The organism is Shinella sp. GW835-FHT14H05 (assembly GCF_058793575.1).
In genome coordinates, this window is sequence record NZ_JBXAFY010000002.1 from 597,177 (window position 1) to 620,307 (window position 23,131).

A 23,131-nucleotide genomic window follows, 5' to 3' on the forward strand; every position below is an offset into this window, starting at 1 on the left:
ATGGCCTTTGAGGAGAGGCCGGCCCGCCCCAGAGCCAAAGGCTCGGCGGTATCGTAGATTTTGGGAGGTTTTCATGTCGTTTCATCGCATTCGCACGTCCGCACGTTCCAAAGCTCTCCAGGCCGGCATCAGCGCCCTCGGCCTGATGCTCGGCGTCGCCTTCGGCGCCGGCTCCGCCTCGGCGCAGGAGGTCATCGTCGGCCTCGTCACCAAGACGGAGGTCAACCCGTTCTTCGCCAAGATGCGCCAGGCCGCCGAAGCCCGTGCCAAGGAAAAGGGCGTGAAGCTGATCGCCCGTGCCGGCAAGTTCGACGGCGACAACGAGGGCCAGGTCGCCGCCATCGAGGATCTGATCAGCGCCGGCGCCAAGGGCATCCTGGTGACGCCGAACAACTCGTCGGGCATGCTCGACATCATCAAGAAGGCCCGCGAGGCCGGCGTTCTGGTGATCGCGCTCGACACCGCGACCGACCCCGCCGACGCGGTCGATGCCACCTTCGCCACCGACAATTTCGAGGCCGGCGTGCAGCAGGGCACCTATGCCCGCAAGGCCATGGGCGACACCAAGGCGGTCGTCGCCATGCTGGACGGCACGCCGGGCGGCACGGTCGATACGTTCCGCCATGATGGCTACCTGAAGGGTTTCGGCATCGCCGAGGGCGACCCGTCGATTGCCGGCGCGGCCATCACCAACGGCGCGCAGGACAAGGGCCAGGTCGGCATGGAGAACCTGCTCTCCAAGAACGGCGACATCAACGCCGTCTACACGATCAACGAGCCGGCGGCGGCCGGTGCCTATGCAGCGCTCAAATCCTTCGGCAAGGAAAGCGACGTGATGCTGACCTCCATCGACGGCGGCTGCGCGGGCGTGCGGGACGTCAAGGACGGCAAGATCGCCGCAACGGTCATGCAGTTCCCCTACAAGATGGCGTCCATGGGCATCGATGCCGTGGCCGAATATGCCGCGACCGGCAAGAAGCCGAGCGGCTTCGTCAATACCGGTTCCTTCCTGATTACCGACAAGCCCGTCGAGGGCCTGGAATCGAAGGACACGGCCTGGGGCCTGGAAAACTGCTGGGGCGATTGATCGCCCTTCTCCCGGCGGGATCACGCACGGTCCCGCGCCTCTTTTTTGGCGCGGCGCCGGTGTGATCCCGATCGGGCGTCCACCGGTCACGGCGCGACGGCGCCACGGCAATCCGTCGGGGGTGCGGCGCCCCCGAAGCATGAGGTTTCCATGAACACAGCCACCGCTTCTCCGCCCGAGACATCCCCGAGCCTGAAGGCCCGCATCATCGGCGCACCTTCCGCGGGGCCCCTGCTGGTTCTCATCGGCTTCTGCGTGATCTTCGCGCTCACCAATCCGCGTTTCCTTGCCACCCACAACCTGTCGATCATCCTGCAGCAGACGGTCATCATCGGCGTGCTGGCGATCGGCCAGACGCTGGTCATCCTGACGGCCGGCATCGACCTTGCCGTCGGCGCCATCTGCGTGCTCGGCACCATCGTCGCCGGCAAGCTGGTCAATCTCGGCTATGATCCCGTCCTTTCGATGGGTTTCGCCGTGCTGGTCTGCACGGCCGCGGGGCTTGCGGCGGGCGGGCTCGTCAGCGGTCTGCGGCTCCCGCCCTTCATCGTCACGCTCGGCATTCTCGGCATTCTGACCGCGGCCTTGCGCCTGATCTCCGAAGGCGGCGCCTTTGCCGTGCGCGATCCGTTCCTCTCCTGGACCGGCAATACGATGAAGCTCGGCGGCTTCGTGCTGACCTACGGCGTGCTCATCATGTTCACGCTCTACGCCGTCGTCTGGTATTTCCTGAACCAGACCAAGTGGGGCCGCCACGTCTACGCCATCGGCAACAATCCGGAAGCCGCCCGCCTCGTCGGCATCCCGGTGCGCCGCCACCTGCTTTCCGTCTATCTCGTCGCCGGCCTCATCTACGGCATCGCCGCCTGGCTGGCGCTCGGCCGCATTCCGAATGCCGATCCGAACGCGATGCAGACCGCCAACCTCGATTCCATCACAGCCGTCGTCATCGGCGGCACCAGCCTGTTCGGCGGGCGCGGCGGGCTGATCGGCACGCTGATCGGCGCCCTCATCGTCGGCGTGCTGCGCAACGGCCTGACGCTCGCCGGCATCGACCCGCTCTGGCAGGACCTCGTGACCGGCATCCTCGTCATCATCGCCGTCGCCCTTGACCAGACGTCGCGGAGGAGGAACTGATGTCCTTCGAAACCACCCCCGAGACGTCGCCTCATGTCGTGCTGGAAGCGCGCAACGTGGTGAAGACCTACGGCCATGTCACGGCGCTCGCCGGCGTCGATTTCGAACTGCGCGCCGGCGAAATCCTCGCCGTGGTCGGCGATAACGGCGCCGGCAAGAGCACGCTCATTAAGGCGCTGACCGGCGCGCTGCATCCGACGAGCGGCGAAATCCTGCTCGATGGCGCGCCCGTCCACTTCCGCGGCCCACTCGATGCGCGCCATGCCGGCATCGAGACGGTCTACCAGGATCTCGCCATGGCGCCAGCGCTCGACATCGCCTCCAACCTGTTCCTCGGCCGCGAACTGCGCGCCCCGGGCATCCTCGGAAGCATCTTCCGCCGCCTCGATAAGAAGCGGATGCGGGAAGAGGCCCGGCGGGCCATGAGCGAACTGAAGTTCCGCCTGCCGTCGATCGACAATGCCGTGGAGGCGCTTTCGGGCGGCCAGCGGCAGGGGGTGGCCGTCGCGCGCGCAGCACTCTTCGCGCGAAAACTCGTCATCATGGACGAGCCGACGGCGGCCCTCGGCGTGCGCGAGACCGGCCAGGTGCTGGAGCTCATCCGCTCGATCCGCGAACGCGGCCTCGCCGTGGTCCTCATCAGCCACAACATGCCGAATGTCTTCGATATTGCCGACCGCATCCACGTCATGCGGCTCGGCCGACGCGCCGCGGTGGTGACACCCAAAACCCATTCCATGAACGACGTGGTCGCCATCATGACGGGGGCTGCCACCGCCTGATCCTTCCCGTCCGGTTCCCGACAGGCCGGACCATACCGAACGGAGCCAATCCATGTATCGCCTCGACCAGAAGCTCGCCCGCATCCACGCCGGAAAATACACCCGCAACGACTTCATCATCGCCGACGCCAAGGACGGCGACATGGGGCCGAGCATCACCTCCTGCGGCCCCAGGCGGGCGAAGGACGGCACATGGTCGCGCCACTATACCCGCCCGGAATTCCTCGAAAACATCCGCGCCGTCGTCGAGCAGGACATCGTCGACATCATGCTGACCTCGGCCTCCAACATGGAGGCGCTGATCGACATGGGCGTATACCGCAACAGTGCTGTCAAACCGGCGATCCGCGCCAACGACACGACCGACGTCTGGGTCTGCCGCGGCGCTACCTATTCGCAGCAGGCCTCCCGCCCCTTCCGCAGCGCCTCGCTGTCGCGCGTCGCCACCGGCACCATCGACCCCGCCCCCGGCGCCCCGATCACCGGCACGGATCTCGGCCTCTACTCCATCACCTTCAACAACGATCTCGACCGCGACTACCAGGCGCTGGAAGCCTTCGGGGCCTTTCGCGAGGATGCCGCGCGCAACAATTTCAAATACTTCCTCGAAGTGTTCAATCCCAATGTCGATTCCAAGATCGCGCCCGAGACCGTGCCGCACTATGTCAACGATGTGCTGATGCGCTGCATTGCCGGGGTGACGAAGGCGGACCGGCCGCAATTCCTGAAGATCCCGTTCAACGGCGCCAAGGCGCTGGAGGAGCTCGCCTCCTACGATCCGAGCGTCATCGTCGGCGTGCTCGGCGGCGGCGCGGGCACCACCCGCGACTGCTTCGAACTGTTGCACCAGGCCGAACGTTTTGGCGCACGCGTGGCGCTGTTCGGCCGCAAGATCAATCTGGCGGAGGATCCGCTGGCGATGGTGCGTTTCATGCGCGAGGTCGCGTCCGGCAATATTTCCCCCGCTGAGGCCGTGAAGGCCTATCACGCGGCCCTTGCGAAGGACGACATCACGCCGATCCGCGAGTTCGCCAAAGACAACGAGGTGACGGAAGCGGTCCTCAAGCCGGAGCAGAGCAAATGACGAGCGCGCGGCGAGGTTTCCTCACCGGCGGAACGTGGTGCGCCGACTATAATCGCAGCGTCAGCCACTGGCCGGGTGAGGACGGCCTTGCCGAGCTCTTCGAGGAAGAGCGCCACGGCGGCGGATCGAGCTGCAACCTGGCGCTCGACATGAAACGCCTCGACCCGTCCATGCCGGTCGAGACCGTCGGCCTCGTCGGCGACGATGATGACGGCCGCTACCTCAAGGCGACAGCCGAAGCGGCAGGCATCGACACGCGCCAGATGGCCATAACCGATGCCGCCGCAACCCAGTTCTGCGATGCCTATGTCTCGCGCAAGTCGCATCGGCGCACCCATATCTTCCATGCCGGCACGGGGGCGCTCCTGACGCCGGACCATTTCGACTTTTCCACCACCCGCATGCGCTATCTCCACCTCGGCCTGCCGGGCGTTCACAGGACCCTCGACAGTCCTTGGCATGACGAGCCGAACGGCTGGGTCGCCGTGCTCAAAAAGGCCCGCTCCGCGGGCCTTCAGACCAATCTCGAACTGGCCAGCATCGAAAAGAGCCTGATGGCGGCGCTCGTGGCACCCTGCCTGCCCCATCTCGATTTCCTGATCGTCAACGACATGGAGATCGGCGCGATTGCCGGCGTGGAGACTGTCGGCGCGGAGGCGACCGACCGGCAAGCCTGCGAGCGCGCCGCGCGCATTGCCCTCGAACGCGGCGCCATGAAAATGGTCGCCGTACACTGCCCCGCCTTCGCGATCGCCGTCACGCGCGACGGAGAGACCGCGACCCTGCCCCCCGTGGCCATCCCCGAGACGGAAGTGCTGGGGGCAAACGGTGCCGGCGACGCGTTTGCCGCGGGCATGTTCTACGGCGTACACGAAGGCTGGAGCATGGAGCAATGCCTCCGCCTCGCCCACGCCACGGCGGCCGCGTCGCTCCGCAGCATCTCGACCACGGGCGCGATTGTCCCCTGGCAGGAATGTTTGGCGCTGGCGGAACGCTGGGGCGAGCGCGCTCTGTAGCTGCGTTCGCTTTTCAAAATTTACAGGGAGAGGCACTAGCGGATAAGAAACGTCTCATTCCTGTGCACAGGGCCATGATGTCGGCGTCGTAAGGCCGTTCGGCAGCTTGGTCTCGGCGTCGCCGCAAGCAATGTCGATTTGGGACTGGTCGAGACCGGTAGCGCGGGAAAGATCCAGCCCCTCGATCCGCGTCAACAGCATGAATGCCCTGTTAAAGCCGAGCGCTCCCTCTACTTTTGCCTCACTCAGGTCGGCGCGCGCAAGGTTCGCATAGGCGAAGCTCGCGCCCGAGAGGATCGCCTCATCGAAGTCCGCACGGCTGACATCGGCTTTCTCGAAACTCGTACTGGTCAGGTCGGCACCGTTGAACGCAGCGCGCTGAAGTTCAGCTGATGCAAACGAGGCGCCTTGGGCAAAGACGTTCTTGAAGATGGATCGATAGGCTTCGACCCTTGCGAAATTCGCCTTGTCCAGGCGCGCATCGGTGAACCAGGTCCGGATCAGGGTCGCTTTCTCCAGATCGGCCCCCGTCAGCGTGGTATTGCGCATGTCGGTCAAACTGAGATCGGCATCCCGAAAATTCGCGCCGGTGAAATCGTTCCCGCTCAGCATCAGGCTCTTCTTGGCGCAATCGCTCCAATCGATTTCGGGCGCGGGGTCCGACCGGCAATCCGCGGCCTTGGCGCCACTGGGAGAAAAGCCCACCGCCATCCCCAAAAATGCCGCGGCGAAGCCGAAAAACATGCCCCTCTGCAGTGCACTCACCGTAATAACTCCCGTTGCAAATGCGACCTTTAAACTGACACCTCCTTAAATATGGTGATCAACAGCCGAATGTCATCAGCTAACGCTCTAGAAGAGTGACGGATAAGGCACGCAGTTGCAGTTGGGTCAGGCGGAGCGCCACAGGCCGTCGTCCTCGATTGCCAGGCCGTCCTGCGCGAGCTTGATGAGATGGGCCGTCAGATTGCGTTCCGCCGCCGGGCGGAGCGCTTCGCTGATGTTGCCGTAGAGTTCATCCGCCATGTCGGCAACCGAGCGGGGCGTTTGCGCCAAGGCCGCGACGACCTCCCGCTCCCGCTCGCTGCGGCGCGTGTAGAGCTTGCGCACCGCCTTCATGGGGTCGGGCAGCGGCGGGCCGTGGCCGGGCAGATAGAGCACCCCGCCGCGGTCGAGCAGCAGCCGGATGCTGTTCATATAGGCTGCCATGCTGCCATGCGGCGGGCTTACCACGGTCGACCGCCAGGACATCACATGGTCGCCTGAAAAGACGATCCCGTCCGGCCGCAGGAAACACAGGTGATCCGGCGCATGGCCGGGCGTGTGCAGGCAGGTCATGCCCAGAATCTCGTCGCCGTTGTGCAACGGGACGTCCGGCACGATGCCGACGGCGTTCGTCGGGTAGGCGTAGACCGGCGCGCCGGTCAGCGCCTGCAACGCGGCCGCATTGCCGATATGGTCGTGATGCGCATGGGTGATGAGAATGTGGGTGATCGGTGCGCCTGCCGCATCGCGCACCTCCTGCGCATGCTCTTCGTCGAGGGGGCCGGGGTCCAGCACGGCGACGCCGCCCGGCGCGTCGATCAAATAGGTGTTGGTCCCGTGATAGGTCATCGGGCCGCGGTTGCGCGCGACGATCCGCCTTACTCCGTCGAGAACGGGAATGGCGATGCCGCGCGGCGGTTCGGGCTCGGTCAGAAACGTCATAGGGAACAGCTTTCGCGTATGCGGTGCGACGTGGGGGTCATGAGACGATCGGCGGTCCGTTCGCGGCCTCTTCTACGGCGACGCCATGGCAACGATGCGCCGCGCCGAGCGCAGCACGGCCTCGTCTATCATTTCGCCGTCGATCCTGACGGCATCGCCTCCCGCGGCAACGGCCTGCAGCAGGTCCCTCGCCCTCGCGATCTCGGCTTCTGTCGGGCTAAATGCGCGGTTCAGGACCGCGACCTGCGCCGGGTGTATGGCGAGCTTGCCGGTGAAACCCAGGGCACGGACGCGCAGGGCTTCCGCGGCAAGATCGGCCTCGTCGGATATGTTGAAGAACGGCATGTCCAGGACGGCGATGCCCGCACTGCTCGCCGCATTGACGATGGTCGCCCGTGCCAGGAACAGCGCCTCCCAGCCGATCTCCGCACGCAGATCCGCCGCCATGTCCGCACCGCCAAGCGCCAGCGCCTCGACGCTCGCATGCCCACCGGCGATGGCGCCCGCATTGGCGACGCCGCGCGCCGACTCCACGGTGCAGACGAGCGGCACGCCGCCGAAATGCTGCGCCGCAAGGCGCGCTTCAGCCTCGCTCTCCGTCTTCGCCAGCACGATGAAATCGAAAAGATGCGCGACGGACGCAAGCTCCCGAAGGTCATCCAGGCCGGCGCGCGAGAAGGCGCTGCTGACACGCACGCCGAGCAATGCCAGCCTTTCAGGCGCTGACAGCACCCATTCCACGAGACCGCGCCGGGCTTCGGCCTTGGCGGCGGTCGCGACGGCATCCTCCATGTCGATGATGACGGCATCCGCACCGCTGGCCAGCGCTTTCGAAAACCGGTCCGGCCGGTTTGCCGGAACGAACAACAGGCTTCGCGCCTTGCCGATTGAAGATGCCGCCCTCGTCGCCATTGCCACCTCTGCTGCTTTTCCGGGCCTGCAAACGACTTTGACGCTCGAATGCTGCACGCCCATTATTATGGATTATGCATAATATAATGCATGTTTTCCAACGGGGATGGAAGCCCCCTTTTCAGGCCAACACAGTTTTCGGCCGAAGGGGGACTTCCCATCAGGAAGGAGCGATGCTAGATAATGCATAATGCATTACTACTCTTGGTGTGTCGAATTGCTCAGTCGGATGCTTTGCAGGAATTGCCAGATCGCAGGTGCGGATGCCGCCGGAAGACCGGCGGGGACGCAGGCAATGCCCGGTCCCGCGATCAATCGCCACCATCGCGCAGCCGAAGGAGACCGTTCCGAATGAATGTCCAGGACTATGTCGGCCGAACGGATATTCGCAGGGATGTCATCTGCAGGCATGCGCTCAGGCGGCTTGCGGCAACCCTGGATATCGACGAGCCGACCACGCTGCCGCCGCTCTGGCACTGGATGTTGTTCCAGGAATGGCCCCGGCCGTCCGGGATTGGCGCGGACGGGCATCCGCGCCGCGGCGGCTTCCTGCCGCCCTTGGTCGACCTTTCCCGCCGCATGTATGCCGGCGGCAGGATTTCCTTCCTGACACCCTTGCAGGCCGGCGACGAGGTGACGCGCAAGAGCACCATCCTGAATGTCAAGGAACGGGTCGGGCGCTCGGGCGCCATCGTCATCGTGACGATCGGGCACGAGATCAGCGGCCCGGACGGTCCGACAATCCTGGAGGAACAGGACCTCGTCTATCTCGGACCGAGAGACGCACCCGGCCGCGCGCCGGAGCCCGCGGAGGCGGCGTGTGCCGGCGCGACCAGCGTCGAGCTTGTGCCCGATCCCCTTCTGCTGTTCCGATATTCGTGCCTCACCGGCAACGGCCATCGCATCCATTACGATCTGGAATATACGCGGGAGCAGGAGAATTATCCGAGCCTCGTGGTGCACGGACCGCTTCAGGCAACGTTGCTCGCCAAGCTCGCCGGGGAGATACAGAACGGATCGGTCATGACCGGCTTCACGTTCAAGGCACTCCATCCCGCCTTCCATGGCAACACGCTTCGCCTCGAAGGCTGGAACGAGGACGGCCATGTGAAAGTCCGGTCGCTGGACGCGGGCGGTGCGCTGTGCGTTGACGCAACGGCGACCTTTTCATAACGTTGGCGGGACTTCCTTCCAGAGGCGGACTGCTGCCCAAGGCGCCGCGCCGGCCGTCAAGCGACCCGGGTTTCGGCGCCAGCTCACCCTAACGAGCCCATGACCATGAACGAGAAAATCGAAGTCGGTTCCGCCCCGAGCGAGGGAAGCATCACGGACGAGGCAATCGCCCAGGCAAGAGCGATGATCGGCCTGCATCTGCGTCCTGAAGGCCCCTATCTCCAGGATGCCAGCCTCGATACGCTGACCACCTTCTGCAACGGCATCGGCGACGTGAATCCGCTCTTCAGGAACGAGGAACACGGCCGCAATTCGCGGCTCGGTGCGATGGTCGGCCACCCGATGTTCCCGATGGCCTTTGGCTGGGTCGGGCGCACCCGCTGGGGCCTGCCGGGCGTGCACGGCTTCTATGCCGGCAGCGATTGGGAACTGTTCCGCTACCTCAGGCCCGGCGACCGCGTCTCGGCAGTGGAACGCGTCCTCGGCATCGAGGAGAAGCAAAGCCGGTTCTCCGGTCGGCTGGTGCTTCAATATGTCGAGGCGTCCTATGTCAACCAGAACGGCGACCTTATCGGCCGGGCGATCGGAACCTGCACGCGGCACGAGCGCAAGGCGGCGCGCGAGGCGGGCAAATACAAGGACATCCGCAAAAGCCGGTATAGCGACGAGGAACTGCAGGCGATAGAGGCGGCGATCCTGCGGGAGGAATCCGAGATCCGCGGCGCCGAAGTCCGCTATTTCGAGGACGTGCAGGAAGGGGACCTACTGCCACCGATCGTGCGGGGGCCGCTCACGCTCCTCGATACACTGGGCTTCCTGGTGGCGTCGGGGCGCGGCCATACGCATGGCATCGTGCTGCGCGGCGCCGTCAAGCATCCCGGGCATTATTTCCGCAATCCGGAAGCCGGCGGCGGCGTCGAATATACCGGCATCGGCCATCACCGGGAGACCGCGGCGCGCGAGGTCGGCGTGCCCGGCACCTATGACTACGGACCGCAGCGCTCGTCCTGGATGTGCAGCCTGGTGACCAACTGGATGGGAGACGCCGGCATCCTGCGCCGGATCCGCACGGAGATGCGGCGCTTCAACACCGTCGGCGACACCACCTGGTGCAAGGGAAGGATCAGCCGCAAATATATCCGCGACGGGCATGCGATGGTCGATATCGAACTGTGGGCGGAGAACCAGCGCGGCGAAATCACCACGCCCGGCCTGGCGACCGTCATCCTGCCCTCGCGCAATCCCGAACTCCGCGTCGCCTTCGACGGCTCCGGCCTGGATCTCGGGTTGCCGACGGTTCGTTAGCGGCTGGTTTCCCCGTCCTTGGGCAGCACCAGCACGTCGCGCAGTTCCGACCAGCCCGTTTCGATATGGCGCTGCGTCGCGCGCAAGGCGCCGTCCACATCGCGGTTGGCGATGTGGCGCAGCAGTTCGGCATGTTCCTCGGCCGCCCTTTGGGCGCGACCGGAGATCCGGTTGATCTGGTCGAACGGATAACGAGCCCAGAGGATTTGGACGAAGTGCAGGGCCTGGGGCATCTGCGCGACCTGATACAGCCGCATGTGAAAACGATAATTGGCGCCCCGCGCCTGCATGCTGTCCTCGCGGCCGGCGGCCTCCTCGAATTCCTTCGCAAGCTCCCGCACCTCGCGCAGGTCGTCCTCGGTAACGTATTTGACGACCTCGCGCACCAGCTCCGATTCTAGAATATTGCGCAGGTTCAGCACCTCCGCCGAGGCGCGGGCATCGAAGGGAGCGACGATGGCGCCACGATAGGAATTCCCCTCGACATAGCCCTCGGCCGCGAGTTGCTTCAACGCTTCGCGTATCGGCGTGATGCTTGTGCGAAGCATCTCCGCCAAGTCGTTTTGCTTCAGCCGCGTGCCGGGCGGGAAACGTCCAGAAATGATTCCTTCCCGCAAGAAATGCGCAATCTGCACCTCTTTGGTGCCGAAGTTCATAGGACTTTGCGACATTCCGATAGCCTCTGAAACCTTGCGTCTTTCCTCAGGTTAACGAACGTATTGTAATCTATAAGGTAATGCCAGACATGACAGGGCTGCTCCACAGATCTTGTCATACTGCACGGCCTGGTCAGAGGATGGCGATCACCTCATCGGTGGTTCGGACACGACCGAGGCGCGGAAATATCCGCTCGATCGCGTTGTCATGGCTGATCTGGCTGAACGCGGTCATGGCATCAGACACGAAAACCTGGTTGAAGCCGCGCTCGAACGCGTCGCGGGCGGTGCTCTCCACGCCGAACTCCGTCGCGATGCCGCACAGGATGATCGTCGTATAGCCGCGGCGGCGCAGCTGCAATTCGAGATCCGTTCCGTAAAATGCACCCCAGTTGCGCTTCATCACGACGAGGTCTTCCGGCTGGCGATCGAGTTCCGGCGCCAGCACCGAATAGTCCGCCGGCAGGCCGTCCCGGCTCGTCGGCCGGTCGCAGTCCGGCTTGACGAAATCGTTGCCATCGGAAGAGCTGTCCACGTAGACGAGGATCGGCTTGATCCCGACCTCACGCGCCTTCGCAAGCAGGCGCGCCGTATTGGCGACGACGGTCGCTGCGGCATGGGGAACCGTCTTGCGGTTCACCACCCCCATCTGCAGGTCGATGACGACCACGGCGGTCCTGGCACGATCTATCACGAATGAATCCGACATCACTTTTCTCTCTTTCGTTTTGCCTGAAAACGTGAGGTTAGATTATCACCTCGGCCTCTTCGAGGGCACTGCGCTCGGCCCGGGACATGCCCAGCAGCTCCCCATAGACATAGTCCTCGTCTCCGCCGAGTGCGGCCGGCGCGCCTTTTTCGATGCCGCGGCCGGACGTCTTCGACAAACGGGCCGGAACGCTGACCGCCGGCCGCACGACGCCGCCCACCACGATATCCCGGATCGCGGCGCGCTCGCGCATATGCGGGTCGGCGACGACCATTTCGGGGGTCCAGGAGGCGTGGGCGGCGATGCCGTTCTGCTGCAGCAACACGGCAATCTCCTCGGCGTCGTGGTTGCGGGTCCATGCACCGACAAGGCCGTCCAGCCTGCTCCGGCTGCCGAGACGGCCCGAAACCGTGGCGAGGCAGGGATCAGCCGCGGCCCCGCCGATCAGGCCGGCCAGCACGCGCCACTCGTCGTCGTTCGCCACCACTATCGACACCCAGCAATCCTCGCCCTTCGCCGGATAGGCACCATGCGGCGCCATGCCGAGATGGTGGTTGCCCATGCGCTGCGGTTCATCCCCGTGGTCGGTCTGGAGAAGCGCCTCGCCGATCAGCGCACTGGCGATCTCGCGTGCGGCCAGGTCGACATGCGCGCCCTGCCCGGTGCGTCGGCGGAAACTCAGGGCCGCCAAGGCGACACTCGCGGCATTGAGGCCGACGGAGTGGTCCATCACATGGCGGATTTCAAGCGGCGGCCCGTCTTCATAGCCCGACAGCGTGCCAAGCCCGCCCCAAGCGGCAAAGAGCGGCGCGTAGCCGGCGAAATGCGCGTCCGGCCCGGTCTGCCCGCAGGCGCAAGACGACAGCATGATGATGTCCTGCTTCACCTTGGCCAATTCCGCGAAGCTGATGCCCAGGCGATCCATGACCCCGGCGCGGAAACTTTCCGCGACGATGTCGGACTTCGCCGTGATGCGCTTGACGAGTGCCACCCCCTCCGGCTTCTTCACATTGATCCGGATCGATTTCTTGTCGGCCACGACATGGGCGAAGGTCGATGGCTCCATCCGTCCGTAGACGGGATGCGGACGGCGGAACATGTCGAGCCGCTTCGACGTCTCCACCTTGATGCATTCGGCCCCGAGCTGGCCCAGCATGTGCGTGCCGAACGGTCCGGCCGCGTGAATGGTGAAGTCGAGGATGCGAACACCCGCGAGCGGCCTGCCGGAAGCGGACGCCGAGGAGACCGGCGCTTTCGGTTGGGCGGGCACCGGGGCCGAAGCCGGGCTTCCCCCCAGAGCCAGCGGTTCGGGGCCGAAGCGGTAGGGCGCGACGAAGACACGGCGCTCCCCCACGCCCTCGATCGCGACGGATGCAAAAATCTTCCGGGCGTTTTCCTGGGCGCCGTCCAGCACTTCGGCCGGCGTGGCATATTTTGCGAGCGGCACGCCGAAGGCCTGTCCGCGCGTCACCAGGTCGTCGCAGGTCTGCGTCGCCGTCCAGGCGCGCAGGTGCCGGTTGATCTCCTCACCGCGCCGGCCGCGGGCCAGGGGATCCTGCAAGCCCTCTTCCTTTGCCCATTCCGGATCGCCCATCAGCGTCACGAAGGATCGCCACTGTTTGTCCTCGATGGTCAGGAGCTCGACGAAGCCATCCTTGCAGGGCATGACGCCGCCATAGCGGAACGACCGGCTCTGCCGGCGCTCCTTGAAGCCGTCCCCCAGCTGCTGGATGGCGAAGAGCCCGACGACGACGCCGCATTCCTGCACCGAGATGTCCACGAACTGGCCGCCTGCGGTGGGTCTCGCCCAAAGCGCCGCGAGGCCGCCGAGCAGTGCCCCGACACCACCCTGGAACTGCATGAAGTTGCCGTGGATCTTGAGCGGCGGACGCTCGGGAAACATGTCCAGCGACAGGCCGTTCGGCAGCAGGTTGCCCTCGCCCGAGGCATGGATGAGATTGATCTCCTCGCCCTTCCAGTCCGCCTTCGGCCCCGTGGCGCCGAAGGGCAGGACGGAGACGTGGACGAGGTTCGGAAACCTCTCCTCGACGGCGTCGGGCGCAAGGCCGAGGGCGGCCTTGTCGCGCAGCGGCACGTCTTCGATCAGGATGTCCGCGCTATCGAGCAGCGCTTCGAACGCGGCCCGGTCCGCCTGTGGATCGGCACTGGAGAATTTCTTGCCGGCAGAAAGATAGGCGAACAGCGCGCTCACCTTCGTGCCGGAAAGAAAGGGTTCCGCGCGTCGCAATGACGACCCGCCCGCCGGTTCGACGGCCGTCACCTCGGCGCCGAGCGTGGCCATGAGGCGGCCGGCATAGGCTGCCGCCGGTCCGCTGGCACGCTCGACAACACGAATTCCGGCCAGCGGCCTGGAAAGATCGGCATTGCTCATCAGTTTCCTCCCGGTCCGCGATCTATCTGACGACAGGCAGATCGAGGCTGACGGCTGAGCCGTCGAAGCGGATCGGCATGGTGATGTCGCGCGAGGGCAGAAGCACGGTGGCCTTGCCCGGCGTGGTGATCTCGCCGCGCTGGTTCTCGCCCCAGATCTCAAGATCGACCAGCGTGTGCCCGTCCTTGATGTACTTGCGCTCCACCTTGCCCTTCAGCCAGGTCGAATCCCCCATGATGTTGAACCGGCGTGCCTCGACACGAAGCCGCTTCAGGAAGGCCGCGTCGCCCATCCAGTTCGTCACCAGCGTCGCCATCCACGTCGTGCGCTGCGGGCCGTAGTCATAGGCGCCGGGAACACCCACCTGCTTGGCCACCGATTCACGCGCATGCCCGATGCCGGTATATTCGACCCCGCCGCCCGCATCGTCCGAGCGGAAGAAGTGTTTGGGATGTTTTGCCGCCCGGCGGAACAGGATGCCGTGTGTGTGCCCGCGGCCGACGCCGACCATGAAGCCCATCGTGTCCATCAAGGACAGCGGGCCGCGCAGCACCGTCGGAAGGCTTTCCCCCTCCGTCACGTCTTCCCAGTAGCGCACGTTCTCGCCGCGGATATTGTCGGCCTCGCCGAGCGTCGCCGCCTCGATCTTCTCGTAGTCCTCAGGCGTATATTCGTGCGCCTTGATGTCCTTGTACTTGCCCGTCTCGCGGGCGGCCTTGCGCTCATGACGCGTGCAGAAGCCGAGGCACCGTGCCACCAGCTCGTTGCGCTGGTTCACATAGCTCGCCTCGACATATTGCAGCACCAGGCGGCCCGAGAACTTGCTCTCCTTCTCCTCGACGCCGACGACGCGCTCCACCGCAGAGATGCGGTCGCCCGCCTTCACCTGGCGGAACAGCTCCCAGTCATGGCCGGCGAAGAAGCCGTGAACGCCCGGAAGACCCCAGCGCGTGCGCCCGACATAACCATAGGCCATCGGGAACATCGGATGGGCGACCTGCGCGCCATAGCGCGTGTTCCTGCCATATTCCAGGTCACGGTAGAGCGGATTGAGATCGCCGATGCCGTTGCAGAAGTTGCGCATCGTGTCGGCCGTGGCGTCCTGCAGATACGGCCCTTCCGGCCGCAGCTGCAGGCCGATCATGGCGCGTGCCTCGGCGATCGCCTCGTCAGTGATGACGCCCTCGGGGGGACGATCCGTGATGCCGGTCCCCGGCTGTACTTCCATATTCATCGATTTCCTCCGCTTGAAGACAAGGGCTTCGCCTGCGTCCAGACCAACCGGCCCAGCCGGCGGTTCGTGAGGCGCCCTTCACAGTCAGTTATTATGCATAATGCGTAATCCGGGGGCGGTCAATCCTTTCCGACAGTGTTGAAGCAAACAAACACAAGCTAAATCATAGGGTTCGCAGAAATGGGGCACACACATGCGCCCGCCCCGACAGGCTCGAACCGAGCCGTCCGGCGAAGACGACCGGCTTTCCCATCGTCGGTTATGAACGGTGCCAAGTCCTGTCGGCGGCGGGATCGGCGAGCACGTTGGCGTCGAGCAGGCGCTGATAATCCGCCTTATCGTATCCCAGCGACTGCATGATCTCCAGCGTATGAGCGCCCAGCACCGGCGGCGGCAGTTCCGTGGCCTCCGACCTGTCCCGCAACGGAAAATCCGGCACGTCAAAGGCAAGATCCTGAAAGGTCAGCGCCGTCAGCTTGCCGGGATGCCGCGCCTGCGGTGAGGACAGCACGTCCTGGGGCGCTACGATTTCGGTAAAGGCGAATCCTGTCCCGCTCAGGCGTTCCGTCAACTGATCGAAGGTGAAGCTTGCGATTGCCTGCGCCACGATCTCCTCGACCTCGGCACGCCGCTTTCGCCGCATCCGGAAGGTGGCGAGGCTCTCGTCACCTGCCACGGCCAGCGAGAGCGATTCACAGAACTTCTTCCAGTGATTATCGTTCAGCATCATCAGATAGACCCAGCGCCCATCCGCCGTTTCGTAGGCGCCATAGCCCGGCATGCTGAACTCGCCCGAGGGCTCGACATCCGCCCGGCCCGTCAGATGCTTCTTCAACTGCATGCCAACATAATCCCGGCCGGCGACGTGCAGCCCGGTCTCATACAGACCGATCTCCATATGCCGCTCTTCCGGCGTCGCACGATCGCCCCGCAGCAGCGCCGCCAGAATGCCAATCACCGCATAAGTGCCTGCAAACTGGTCGTGGTAGGACGGCCCCAGCCGCGTCGGGCGGCCGTCGTTGCGGTGTGAATACATCACCCCCGTGGAGGCTTCCGCGACCGGATTGGAAGCGAGTTCGTTCTCCAGCGGCCCCGGCCCGTAGCCCCGGATGTGGCAATAGATCAGGTCCGGCTTTATCCGCGTGCAATCCTCATAGGTCACGTTCAGGCGCTGCGCGGCGTTCGGCGAGAGGTTGTGGATGAGCACATCCACATCAGCCAGTAACCGTGCGAAGAGGTCATGTCCCTCTTCCGTGCTCAGGTCCACGGCGATGCTCTTCTTGCCGCGGCTATAGGCGATGAAGGTGCCGCTCGGGCCGCCGCGCACCAGGGTGCGGGTCGGATCGCCCGACACCGGCTCGAGCTTGATGACCTCGGCGCCGAGCTGGCCGAGCATATGGGCGGCGAACGGCGCCGCGACCATCGATCCGAGCTCCAGCACTTTGATGCCAGCTAAGGTTTCCGTCTGCATCGACTGCTCCATCATTAAATTCGCAAAAGCCGGCGGGCCGTTCAGAACATGTGCTCGCCGCCGTTGACGTGCATGATCTGTCCGGTGATGTAACCGGCCCGGTCGCTGCACAGGAACCGCACCGATTCGGCGATGTCCTCGGGCTTGCCCATGCGCCGCACCGGTATCTGCTGCCGGCGCTTTTCGTGCTCGACGCGGAAATTGGGGTAATGCGCCTCGTCCCTCACCGTCTCGGTCAGGCCGGGCGCGACCGTGTTGGCGGTGACGCCAAACTCGCCGAACTCCAGCGCGATCGCCTTCGACAAAGCGAAGGTGGCCGCCTTGCAGGTGACGTTATGCGCGCGGAAGGGAATGGGCCGAAACCCATCATTGCCCGAAATGTGCACGATGCGCCCCCACCCCTGCTGCTTCATATGCGGCAGGACGGCGCGGGCCATGTAGAAGGCGGCGTTGAGGTTGGTGTCGAGGACCCTCTTCCAGTCATCCAGCGAAATATCGAGGAAGGCCTGGCGCAGGCGCACCGAGACGTTCGAGACCGCGATGTCGACGCGGCCGAACTGCCCGACGACATCGTCGACCATCTGCGCCACGGCCTGCGCGTCGCCGACATCCACCAGCCTCACCATGACCTCGACGCCGAGGGCACGCAGTTCCTCGGCCACGGCGTCGAGCGCCGCTTTGTCGCGGTGGCCGTTGAGGACGATATTCGCCCCCTCGCCCGCAAGCGCATGCGCTATGGCACGCCCGATGTTGCGCCCCGAACCGGTGACGATCGCCACGCGCCCGCCCAGTGATTTCCGTTCTGATGTCATCGATGGTCTTTCGGTGATTGCTGTCGATCAGGGTTCGGTCAGCCGGCGCTATTCGCCGGGGACGATCCGGCCGCTGTCGGGATTGAAATGGACCTGCACCGGCGCATCGACGGCGAAGTCGAACTGGGAATGCACCTTCAGCGTCCCCCCGCTGACCTCAACCAGATATTCGGTATAAGGTCCCATATAGCTCGCTTCGAGAACCCGGCCCTTGAGGCTGTTCGATCCCGCCGCCTGTGCGTCGTCGTCGAGGATGGAGACGCTTTCCGGCCGCAGCATGAGCTGGCAGGCCTTGGAGTTACCGAGCATCGCCGCGCGCCTTACGCAGACCGAGGTGCCGTCGGCGGTGCGCCACACGGCCGGGTCGCCCGTCGCCTCGACCGGCAGGAAACTCGCCGTGCCGACGAAATCGCCGACGAAGCGGTTGACAGGTTCGTGGTAAAGCTCGCGTGGCTTGCCGGCCTGCATGACATGGCCGGATTTCATGACGATGACGCGGTCCGACATGGTCAGCGCCTCCTCCTGGTCATGCGTGACATAGAGGGCGGCCACGTTGAGCCGGCGCTGGATTCGACGGATCTCCACCCGCGTGCCCTCGCGCAGCTTGGCATCGAGGTTCGAGAGCGGCTCGTCGAACAGCAGCACCTTCGGCTTGCCGATGACAGCACGGGCGAGCGCCACGCGCTGCTGCTGGCCGCCGGAAAGCTGTGACGGATAACGATCCTTGAGCTCCGTCAAGCCGACGATGCCAAGCGCCTCGTCAACCTGGCGCCGGATCTCGTCCGATGAGACACCGCGCACGCTCAAGGGAAAGGCGACATTCTTTGCGACCGTCATGTGCGGCCAGACCGCATAGGACTGGAAGACCATCCCGATATCGCGGCTGTAGGTCGGCACCAAGACGTTTTTCTCGGGTTCCGAGACTATCTTGCCGTCGATCGAAATCGAACCGCCGCTGGCGTCTTCGAGGCCGGCTATGCAGCGCAGCGTGGTGGTCTTGCCGCAGCCCGACGGACCGAGAAGGCTGACAAACTCGCCATCCGCGACATCGAGCGAGATGGAATGCACGACTTCGAGCTGGCCATAACGCTTGACCAGGTTACGAACTGTAATGCTCATCGACTGAAATCCTTATACCCGCCGAGCCGCAGGCATCAGCCAAACGATCAGCCAAATGACGCCGAAGATGATCAGCGTTGTGAGCACGGAGAAGGAGCTTGCGAGGCCCCAATCGGCGCCCTCGAAAAAGCCCCAGATCGAAATCGAGATGACCTTGGAGTTGGACGTGAACAGCAGCACGACCGAGGACATCTCGCGGAAGAATGCCATGAACAGGAGGAAATACGCGCCCTGAATCGATGGCAGCGACAGCGGCAGGAGAATGCGGCGCAGCCCGCCGAGCTTCGTGGCACCGCCGACCCAGGCGGCCTCCTCCAGCGACTTGTCGATCTGCACGAGCTGGCCGCCGATGGCTTCCGTCGCATAGGGCAGGTAGCGCGTGATGAAGGCGACGATGATGAGCGCCAGCGTTCCATAGAAGGGCAACGGCAGATAGGCATAGGCCCACAGGAACCCGAGCGCCATCACCATGCCCGGCACGCCGAAGGGCAGGCTGGCCGTAAAGTCGAGCAGGCGATAGCTCGGCGGCTTGAGCCGAACGGTGAAATAGGAGGTCAGGAACGCCAGCGCCACGCCGAAGATGCCGCCCACCCCGGACACGATCAGCGTGTTCCAGATGCTCTTGTGCGCATCGGCGCTGTTCCAGATGAACTCGTAGTTGCGCAGGGTATATTGCGCCAGGGACGGGTTCGAGACGTACCATTTGATCACCGACATGTAGATCAGGATCAGCGACGGCAGGATCAGCGACAGGAAGACAAAGCCGAAACAAAAGGTGTTGGCCGCCCAGCGCCAGCGTCCGAGCGGAAGCGTGCGAAGATGCCCCGCCTTGCCGGTGACCGTCGCCATCCGGCCGGCCCGCGTCACCCGTCTTTGGGCAAGGATCGCGAGCGACGTCAGGGCGGCGAGCGTCAGCCCGACCGCCGCTGCCAGACCGTAATCGGTGGGCGGGAAGCGGACGAGCAGATAGATCTGCGTCGGGAGCAAAGTGATATGGCCCGGCAGGCCGAGCATGGCGGGAATGGCAAACTGCTCGATTGCCAGCACGAATGTCAGGATCAGGCTGGACAGCAGCGAATAGGACAGGAGCGGCAGGGTGATGCGGAAGAGAACGTGGTGGCTGCGGGCGCCGGCGGCACGCGCCGCCTCTTCGAAAACCCCATCCATGCTGATGATCGGCCCGCGCATCAGGAGGTAGACGAAGGGAACCTGGTGCAGGATCGTGACGAAAACGATCCCGGCGACGGAGTAGATCTTCACGCCGTCGGTGATGCCCAGCACGTCGCGGAAGAGAAAATTGATGAGCCCGCCCGGCGAACCGAGAATGATCCAGGCCATGGCCAGGATGAAGGCGGGAAAATAGAAGGCGAGCCCGATCAGCGCGGTGATGATGTTCTTGTAGGCGAAGTCCGTCCTGTGGATGATCAACGCCATGGCCGTGCCGATGACCACGCAGAACACCGCGGAAAGCACGCCCACCAGCAGCGTCAGCCAGATCGTGCTCAGAAGATTGGCGCTGGCGAGGTTGACGTAGTTGGCGATGGTCCAGTCGCCTTCCACGCCGGGTGCGCTGGAACGGAAGCTGCCATAGATCAGCGCGGCCAAGGGTGTCATCACCAGAAGCACCACGAGCACCAGCGTCGCTGTGTAGATGACCTTCAGCAGGACTTCCCGGTCCCACCTAAGGTGCGGCTTTCTTGCTATCGGCACAGCCGATTGAGCCTCATGCATTATGTGTCTCCCAAAGGGATCTCGACGGGGATCCCGCCCACGACAGTTCCCGATTTGGCGATGCGGGGTTTGCCCTCGCATCGCCAATCGTTTCGACGATCCGCTGCCCGGCTTATTGAACGCCGAACACCTTGCGCCACTGTCCGACGATCTCTGTCGCCCGCTCTTCGGTGAGCAGCGTTTCGCCGGAAATGGCGTTGGGAATGTCGCCGGTGTTCGGCAGGTTGGCGAGCGCCGGCATGCCCTTGCGCGTGACCGACATGCCGTTGTTCGTCACCAGGGCGCGCTGGCCCTTGTCGCTGAGAAGCCAGTTCAGCAGGACCTTGGAGGCGTTCGGATGCGGTGCCTTGGCGGCGGCGAAGACGATCTTGCCCGCCGTCGTGGTGCCGGATGCCGGGTAGATGAAGCCGATCGGCGCGCCGTCGCTGATCATGCCGTCGATCGGCAGATCGCTCATTTCGGCCAGAGCGATATCGCCGCGCAGGATGGCCTGCACGACGCCGCCCGAGCCATCGAAGAACTGCACGTCGTTCTCCCGCAGCTTCTCGGCAAAGTCCTTGATGCCGACCTTGTCCTGGATGAAGCCGACGAATTGCAGGATGGCGGTGGACCGCCACGGCGGGCTCATCCCTACCTTGCCCTTGAACTTCGGATCGAGCATGTCCTGCCAGTCCTTGGGCGCATCGGCGTCGGAAACCAGCGTCTTGTTCCAGATCAGGATCTGGCGGGAATGCTGGATGGTGAAGTTCAGATCGCCGTCATTGTATTGCGGATCGAAATTGTCTGCGAATTCCGGCGGCACCCATTTCAGCGCCCAGCCGTTTTTCATGCCGGCCGCGGTGTCGTCGTCCGGATTGGTCATGACGACGTCGGCGAGATTGCGGCCCGCAAGGAACTCGGTGCCGAAACGCTCGGTAACGGCTTCACTCCCCAGGCGAATCTGCTCGACATTGATGTTGGGATAGTCCGCGTTGAAGGCCTGGATGACCGGCTCGACGCCGGTGGCCAGAATGTTGTGGTAGAAGACCACCGTGCCTTCTTTCTCTGCGGCGGCGGTGATTTCATCCCAGCTTTGGGCGCTTGCGGCCTGCGTCGCCGCAAATCCGAGCGTTGCCCCCAGCAGAAGCACTTTGAACAGGTTAGTCGACATTTTCATTTTTCTCCTCCCATTGAACCTGCGCTATGTCCGACATTGATCCGGCTGCTCCCACAGCCGGATGAAAGACATTCGAAATACGGCCCATGCGCCTCTATCTGACGACAGGCAGATCGAGGCTGACGGCTGAGCCGTCGAAGCGGATCGGCATGGTGATGTCGCGCGAGGGCAGAAGTACGGTGGCCTTGCCCGGCGTGGTGATCTCGCCGCGCTGGTTCTCGCCCCAAATCTCAAGATCGACCAGCGTGTGCCCGTCCTTGATGTACTTGCGCTCCACCTTGCCCTTCAGCCAGGTCGAATCCCCCATGATGTTGAACCGGCGTGCCTCGACACGAAGCCGCTTCAGGAAGGCCGCGTCGCCCATCCAGTTCGTCACCAGCGTCGCCATCCACGTCGTGCGCTGCGGGCCGTAATCGTACGCGCCGGGAACACCCACCTGCTTGGCCACCGATTCTCGCGCATGCCCGATGCCGGTATATTCGACCCCGCCGCCCGCATCGTCCGAGCGGAAGAAGTGTTTGGGATGTTTTGCCGCCCGGCGGAACAGGATGCCGTGCGTGTGGCCGCGCCCGACGCCCACCATGAAGCCCATCGTGTCCATCAAGGACAGCGGGCCGCGCAGCACCGTCGGAAGGCTTTCCCCCTCCGTCACGTCCTCCCAGTAGCGCACGTTCTCGCCGCGGATGTTGTCGGCCTCGCCGAGCGTCGCCGCCTCGATCTTCTCGTAATCTTCAGGCGTATATTCGTGCGCCTTGATGTCCTTGTACTTGCCCGTCTCGCGGGCTGCCTTGCGCTCATGGCGCGTGCAGAAGCCCAGGCACCGCGCCACCAGCTCGTTGCGCTGGTTGACATAGCTCGCCTCGACATATTGCAGCACCAGGCGGCCGGAGAACTTGCTCTCCTTCTCCTCGACACCGACGACGCGCTCCACCGCAGAGATGCGGTCGCCCGCCTTCACCTGGCGGAACAGCTCCCAGTCATGACCGGCGAAGAAGCCGTGAACGCCCGGCAAGCCCCAGCGCGTGCGGCCGACATAACCATAGGCCATCGGGAACATCGGATGGGCGACCTGCGCGCCGTAGCGCGTGTTCCTGCCATATTCCAGGTCACGGTAGAGCGGATTGAGATCACCGATGCCGTTGCAGAAGTTGCGCATCGTGTCGGCCGTCGCATCCTGCAGATACGGCCCTTCCGGCCGCAGCTGCAGGCCGATCATGGCGCGTGCCTCGGCAATCGCCTCGTCGGTGATGACGCCCTCGGGGGGACGGTCCGTGATGCCGGTGCCCGGCTGTACTTCCATATTCATCGATTTCCTCCGCTTGAAGACAAGGGCCTCGCCTGCGTCCAGACCAACCGGCCCAGCCGGCGGTTCGTGAGGCGCCCTTCACAGTCAGTTATTATGCATAATGCGTAATCTGGGGGCGGTCAATCCTTCTTCGTGGCGCCGAGACACTCGGACACACGCTATTTCTGGGAGAGCGAGGTGGCGGCGGTACAAGCAAAATGCAGGTGCTACAGCGTGCGACGTCCAGGCGACCGCGCATAGGGAACGGCCGCTTTCAGATCGTAATGATGTCGCTGCGATTTAAAGCGCTTCAGGGTGCACTCTTGCCAGATCGTTTGAAGGACGATCGCAACGGCAAAATGG

20 protein-coding genes are annotated in these 23,131 nt (G+C 64.3%); 7 read left to right on the forward strand and 13 right to left on the reverse strand.

Annotated features, from left to right (window positions below; all coding sequences use genetic code 11):
* Positions 1–73: 73 nt before the first annotated feature.
* The 5 genes from AC1Q6Z_RS10205 (at position 74) to AC1Q6Z_RS10225 (ending at position 5,106) form a co-directional block, all read left to right on the forward strand.
* The gene (locus AC1Q6Z_RS10205) at positions 74–1,087 is read left to right on the forward strand and encodes a substrate-binding domain-containing protein (RefSeq protein ID WP_256115052.1); all 1,014 of its coding nucleotides are present in this window, start codon (positions 74–76) and stop codon (positions 1,085–1,087) included.
* A 150-nt stretch (positions 1,088–1,237) separates the two neighbouring features.
* Entirely contained in the window at positions 1,238–2,224 is a 987-nt protein-coding gene (locus tag AC1Q6Z_RS10210; RefSeq protein WP_439619105.1) for an ABC transporter permease, read from the forward strand.
* Positions 2,224–3,006 (forward strand): ATP-binding cassette domain-containing protein, encoded by a 783-nt coding sequence (locus tag AC1Q6Z_RS10215; protein WP_492647682.1) that lies wholly within the window; start codon positions 2,224–2,226, stop codon positions 3,004–3,006. The genes AC1Q6Z_RS10210 and AC1Q6Z_RS10215 overlap by 1 nt, the downstream gene beginning before the upstream one ends.
* 52 nt (positions 3,007–3,058) lie before the next feature.
* Positions 3,059–4,090, forward strand: coding sequence for a hypothetical protein (locus AC1Q6Z_RS10220; RefSeq protein WP_492647683.1), 1,032 nt, complete (start codon positions 3,059–3,061; stop codon positions 4,088–4,090).
* On the forward strand, positions 4,087–5,106 hold the full coding sequence (locus AC1Q6Z_RS10225) for a carbohydrate kinase family protein (RefSeq protein ID WP_492647684.1): 1,020 nt from the start codon (positions 4,087–4,089) through the stop codon (positions 5,104–5,106). The genes AC1Q6Z_RS10220 and AC1Q6Z_RS10225 overlap by 4 nt, the downstream gene beginning before the upstream one ends.
* A 54-nt stretch (positions 5,107–5,160) precedes the next feature.
* Here the strand turns inward: AC1Q6Z_RS10225 and AC1Q6Z_RS10230 are convergent, their stop codons facing one another.
* The 3 genes from AC1Q6Z_RS10230 to AC1Q6Z_RS10240 all read right to left on the reverse strand — a co-directional run bounded on the left by AC1Q6Z_RS10230 (position 5,161) and on the right by AC1Q6Z_RS10240 (position 7,725).
* Positions 5,161–5,850: a pentapeptide repeat-containing protein gene (locus tag AC1Q6Z_RS10230; protein WP_492647685.1), complete on the reverse strand. Its 690-nt coding sequence runs from the start codon at positions 5,848–5,850 to the stop codon at positions 5,161–5,163.
* Between the two features lie 147 nt (positions 5,851–5,997).
* Positions 5,998–6,813, reverse strand: coding sequence for an MBL fold metallo-hydrolase (locus AC1Q6Z_RS10235; protein ID WP_492647686.1), 816 nt, complete (start codon positions 6,811–6,813; stop codon positions 5,998–6,000).
* Positions 6,814–6,885: 72 nt separating this feature from the next.
* The gene (locus AC1Q6Z_RS10240; RefSeq protein ID WP_492647687.1) at positions 6,886–7,725 is read right to left on the reverse strand and encodes an HpcH/HpaI aldolase/citrate lyase family protein; all 840 of its coding nucleotides are present in this window, start codon (positions 7,723–7,725) and stop codon (positions 6,886–6,888) included.
* Between the two features lie 351 nt (positions 7,726–8,076).
* Here AC1Q6Z_RS10240 and AC1Q6Z_RS10245 point away from each other — a divergent pair, with 351 nt between their 5' ends.
* A complete protein-coding gene (locus AC1Q6Z_RS10245; protein ID WP_492647688.1) occupies positions 8,077–8,898 on the forward strand; it encodes an HTD2 family dehydratase in 822 nt (273 codons plus the stop codon).
* Positions 8,899–9,003: 105 nt separating this feature from the next.
* Positions 9,004–10,203, forward strand: a complete 1,200-nt coding sequence (locus AC1Q6Z_RS10250) for an FAS1-like dehydratase domain-containing protein (protein ID WP_492647689.1) — start codon at positions 9,004–9,006, stop codon at positions 10,201–10,203.
* Here AC1Q6Z_RS10250 and AC1Q6Z_RS10255 read toward each other — a convergent pair.
* From AC1Q6Z_RS10255 to AC1Q6Z_RS10300, 10 genes are all read right to left on the reverse strand, one after another.
* Entirely contained in the window at positions 10,200–10,859 is a 660-nt protein-coding gene (locus AC1Q6Z_RS10255) for a GntR family transcriptional regulator (protein WP_435264531.1), read from the reverse strand. The two genes, AC1Q6Z_RS10250 and AC1Q6Z_RS10255, sit on opposite strands and share 4 nt — an antisense overlap.
* 133 nt (positions 10,860–10,992) lie before the next feature.
* Positions 10,993–11,568 (reverse strand): hydrolase, encoded by a 576-nt coding sequence (locus AC1Q6Z_RS10260; RefSeq protein WP_435264530.1) that lies wholly within the window; start codon positions 11,566–11,568, stop codon positions 10,993–10,995.
* 37 nt (positions 11,569–11,605) lie between these two features.
* Entirely contained in the window at positions 11,606–13,960 is a 2,355-nt protein-coding gene (locus tag AC1Q6Z_RS10265) for a CaiB/BaiF CoA-transferase family protein (protein WP_492647690.1), read from the reverse strand.
* A 22-nt stretch (positions 13,961–13,982) separates the two neighbouring features.
* On the reverse strand, positions 13,983–15,194 hold the full coding sequence (locus tag AC1Q6Z_RS10270) for an FAS1-like dehydratase domain-containing protein (RefSeq protein WP_256115068.1): 1,212 nt from the start codon (positions 15,192–15,194) through the stop codon (positions 13,983–13,985).
* A gap of 259 nt (positions 15,195–15,453) precedes the next feature.
* Positions 15,454–16,665, reverse strand: coding sequence for a CaiB/BaiF CoA transferase family protein (locus tag AC1Q6Z_RS10275; RefSeq protein ID WP_492647691.1), 1,212 nt, complete (start codon positions 16,663–16,665; stop codon positions 15,454–15,456).
* 41 nt (positions 16,666–16,706) lie between these two features.
* Positions 16,707–17,477: an SDR family NAD(P)-dependent oxidoreductase gene (locus tag AC1Q6Z_RS10280; protein ID WP_492647692.1), complete on the reverse strand. Its 771-nt coding sequence runs from the start codon at positions 17,475–17,477 to the stop codon at positions 16,707–16,709.
* Positions 17,478–17,525: 48 nt separating this feature from the next.
* Positions 17,526–18,596: an ABC transporter ATP-binding protein gene (locus tag AC1Q6Z_RS10285; protein ID WP_492647693.1), complete on the reverse strand. Its 1,071-nt coding sequence runs from the start codon at positions 18,594–18,596 to the stop codon at positions 17,526–17,528.
* Between the two features lie 12 nt (positions 18,597–18,608).
* Positions 18,609–20,327 carry an ABC transporter permease gene (locus AC1Q6Z_RS10290; protein WP_492647694.1) on the reverse strand — a complete coding sequence of 573 codons (1,719 nt, stop codon included), beginning with the start codon at positions 20,325–20,327 and terminating at the stop codon, positions 18,609–18,611.
* A 112-nt stretch (positions 20,328–20,439) separates the two neighbouring features.
* The gene (locus tag AC1Q6Z_RS10295; RefSeq protein WP_256115073.1) at positions 20,440–21,483 is read right to left on the reverse strand and encodes an ABC transporter substrate-binding protein; all 1,044 of its coding nucleotides are present in this window, start codon (positions 21,481–21,483) and stop codon (positions 20,440–20,442) included.
* A gap of 94 nt (positions 21,484–21,577) precedes the next feature.
* A complete protein-coding gene (locus tag AC1Q6Z_RS10300; protein ID WP_256115068.1) occupies positions 21,578–22,789 on the reverse strand; it encodes an FAS1-like dehydratase domain-containing protein in 1,212 nt (403 codons plus the stop codon).
* Between the last annotated feature and the right edge of the window lie 342 nt (positions 22,790–23,131).

Excerpts from the sequence above, each read along its gene's own strand:
- AC1Q6Z_RS10245 (WP_492647688.1), top strand. The coding sequence starts at position 8,077 with ATGAATGTCCAGGACTATGTCGGCCGAACGGATATTCGCAGGGATGTC.
- AC1Q6Z_RS10285 (WP_492647693.1), bottom strand. The coding sequence starts at position 18,596 with ATGAGCATTACAGTTCGTAACCTGGTCAAGCGTTATGGCCAGCTCGAA.
- AC1Q6Z_RS10240 (WP_492647687.1), bottom strand. The coding sequence starts at position 7,725 with ATGGCGACGAGGGCGGCATCTTCAATCGGCAAGGCGCGAAGCCTGTTG.
- AC1Q6Z_RS10295 (WP_256115073.1), bottom strand. The coding sequence starts at position 21,483 with ATGAAAATGTCGACTAACCTGTTCAAAGTGCTTCTGCTGGGGGCAACG.
- AC1Q6Z_RS10215 (WP_492647682.1), top strand. The coding sequence starts at position 2,224 with ATGTCCTTCGAAACCACCCCCGAGACGTCGCCTCATGTCGTGCTGGAA.
- AC1Q6Z_RS10255 (WP_435264531.1), bottom strand. The coding sequence starts at position 10,859 with ATGAACTTCGGCACCAAAGAGGTGCAGATTGCGCATTTCTTGCGGGAA.
- AC1Q6Z_RS10230 (WP_492647685.1), bottom strand. The coding sequence starts at position 5,850 with ATGTTTTTCGGCTTCGCCGCGGCATTTTTGGGGATGGCGGTGGGCTTT.
- AC1Q6Z_RS10210 (WP_439619105.1), top strand. The coding sequence starts at position 1,238 with ATGAACACAGCCACCGCTTCTCCGCCCGAGACATCCCCGAGCCTGAAG.
- AC1Q6Z_RS10290 (WP_492647694.1), bottom strand. The coding sequence starts at position 20,327 with ATGCATGAGGCTCAATCGGCTGTGCCGATAGCAAGAAAGCCGCACCTT.
- AC1Q6Z_RS10205 (WP_256115052.1), top strand. The coding sequence starts at position 74 with ATGTCGTTTCATCGCATTCGCACGTCCGCACGTTCCAAAGCTCTCCAG.
- AC1Q6Z_RS10265 (WP_492647690.1), bottom strand. The coding sequence starts at position 13,960 with ATGAGCAATGCCGATCTTTCCAGGCCGCTGGCCGGAATTCGTGTTGTC.
- AC1Q6Z_RS10275 (WP_492647691.1), bottom strand. The coding sequence starts at position 16,665 with ATGCAGACGGAAACCTTAGCTGGCATCAAAGTGCTGGAGCTCGGATCG.
- AC1Q6Z_RS10250 (WP_492647689.1), top strand. The coding sequence starts at position 9,004 with ATGAACGAGAAAATCGAAGTCGGTTCCGCCCCGAGCGAGGGAAGCATC.
- AC1Q6Z_RS10280 (WP_492647692.1), bottom strand. The coding sequence starts at position 17,477 with ATGACATCAGAACGGAAATCACTGGGCGGGCGCGTGGCGATCGTCACC.
- AC1Q6Z_RS10220 (WP_492647683.1), top strand. The coding sequence starts at position 3,059 with ATGTATCGCCTCGACCAGAAGCTCGCCCGCATCCACGCCGGAAAATAC.
- AC1Q6Z_RS10235 (WP_492647686.1), bottom strand. The coding sequence starts at position 6,813 with ATGACGTTTCTGACCGAGCCCGAACCGCCGCGCGGCATCGCCATTCCC.
- AC1Q6Z_RS10270 (WP_256115068.1), bottom strand. The coding sequence starts at position 15,194 with ATGAATATGGAAGTACAGCCGGGGACCGGCATCACGGATCGTCCCCCC.
- AC1Q6Z_RS10300 (WP_256115068.1), bottom strand. The coding sequence starts at position 22,789 with ATGAATATGGAAGTACAGCCGGGCACCGGCATCACGGACCGTCCCCCC.
- AC1Q6Z_RS10225 (WP_492647684.1), top strand. The coding sequence starts at position 4,087 with ATGACGAGCGCGCGGCGAGGTTTCCTCACCGGCGGAACGTGGTGCGCC.
- AC1Q6Z_RS10260 (WP_435264530.1), bottom strand. The coding sequence starts at position 11,568 with ATGTCGGATTCATTCGTGATAGATCGTGCCAGGACCGCCGTGGTCGTC.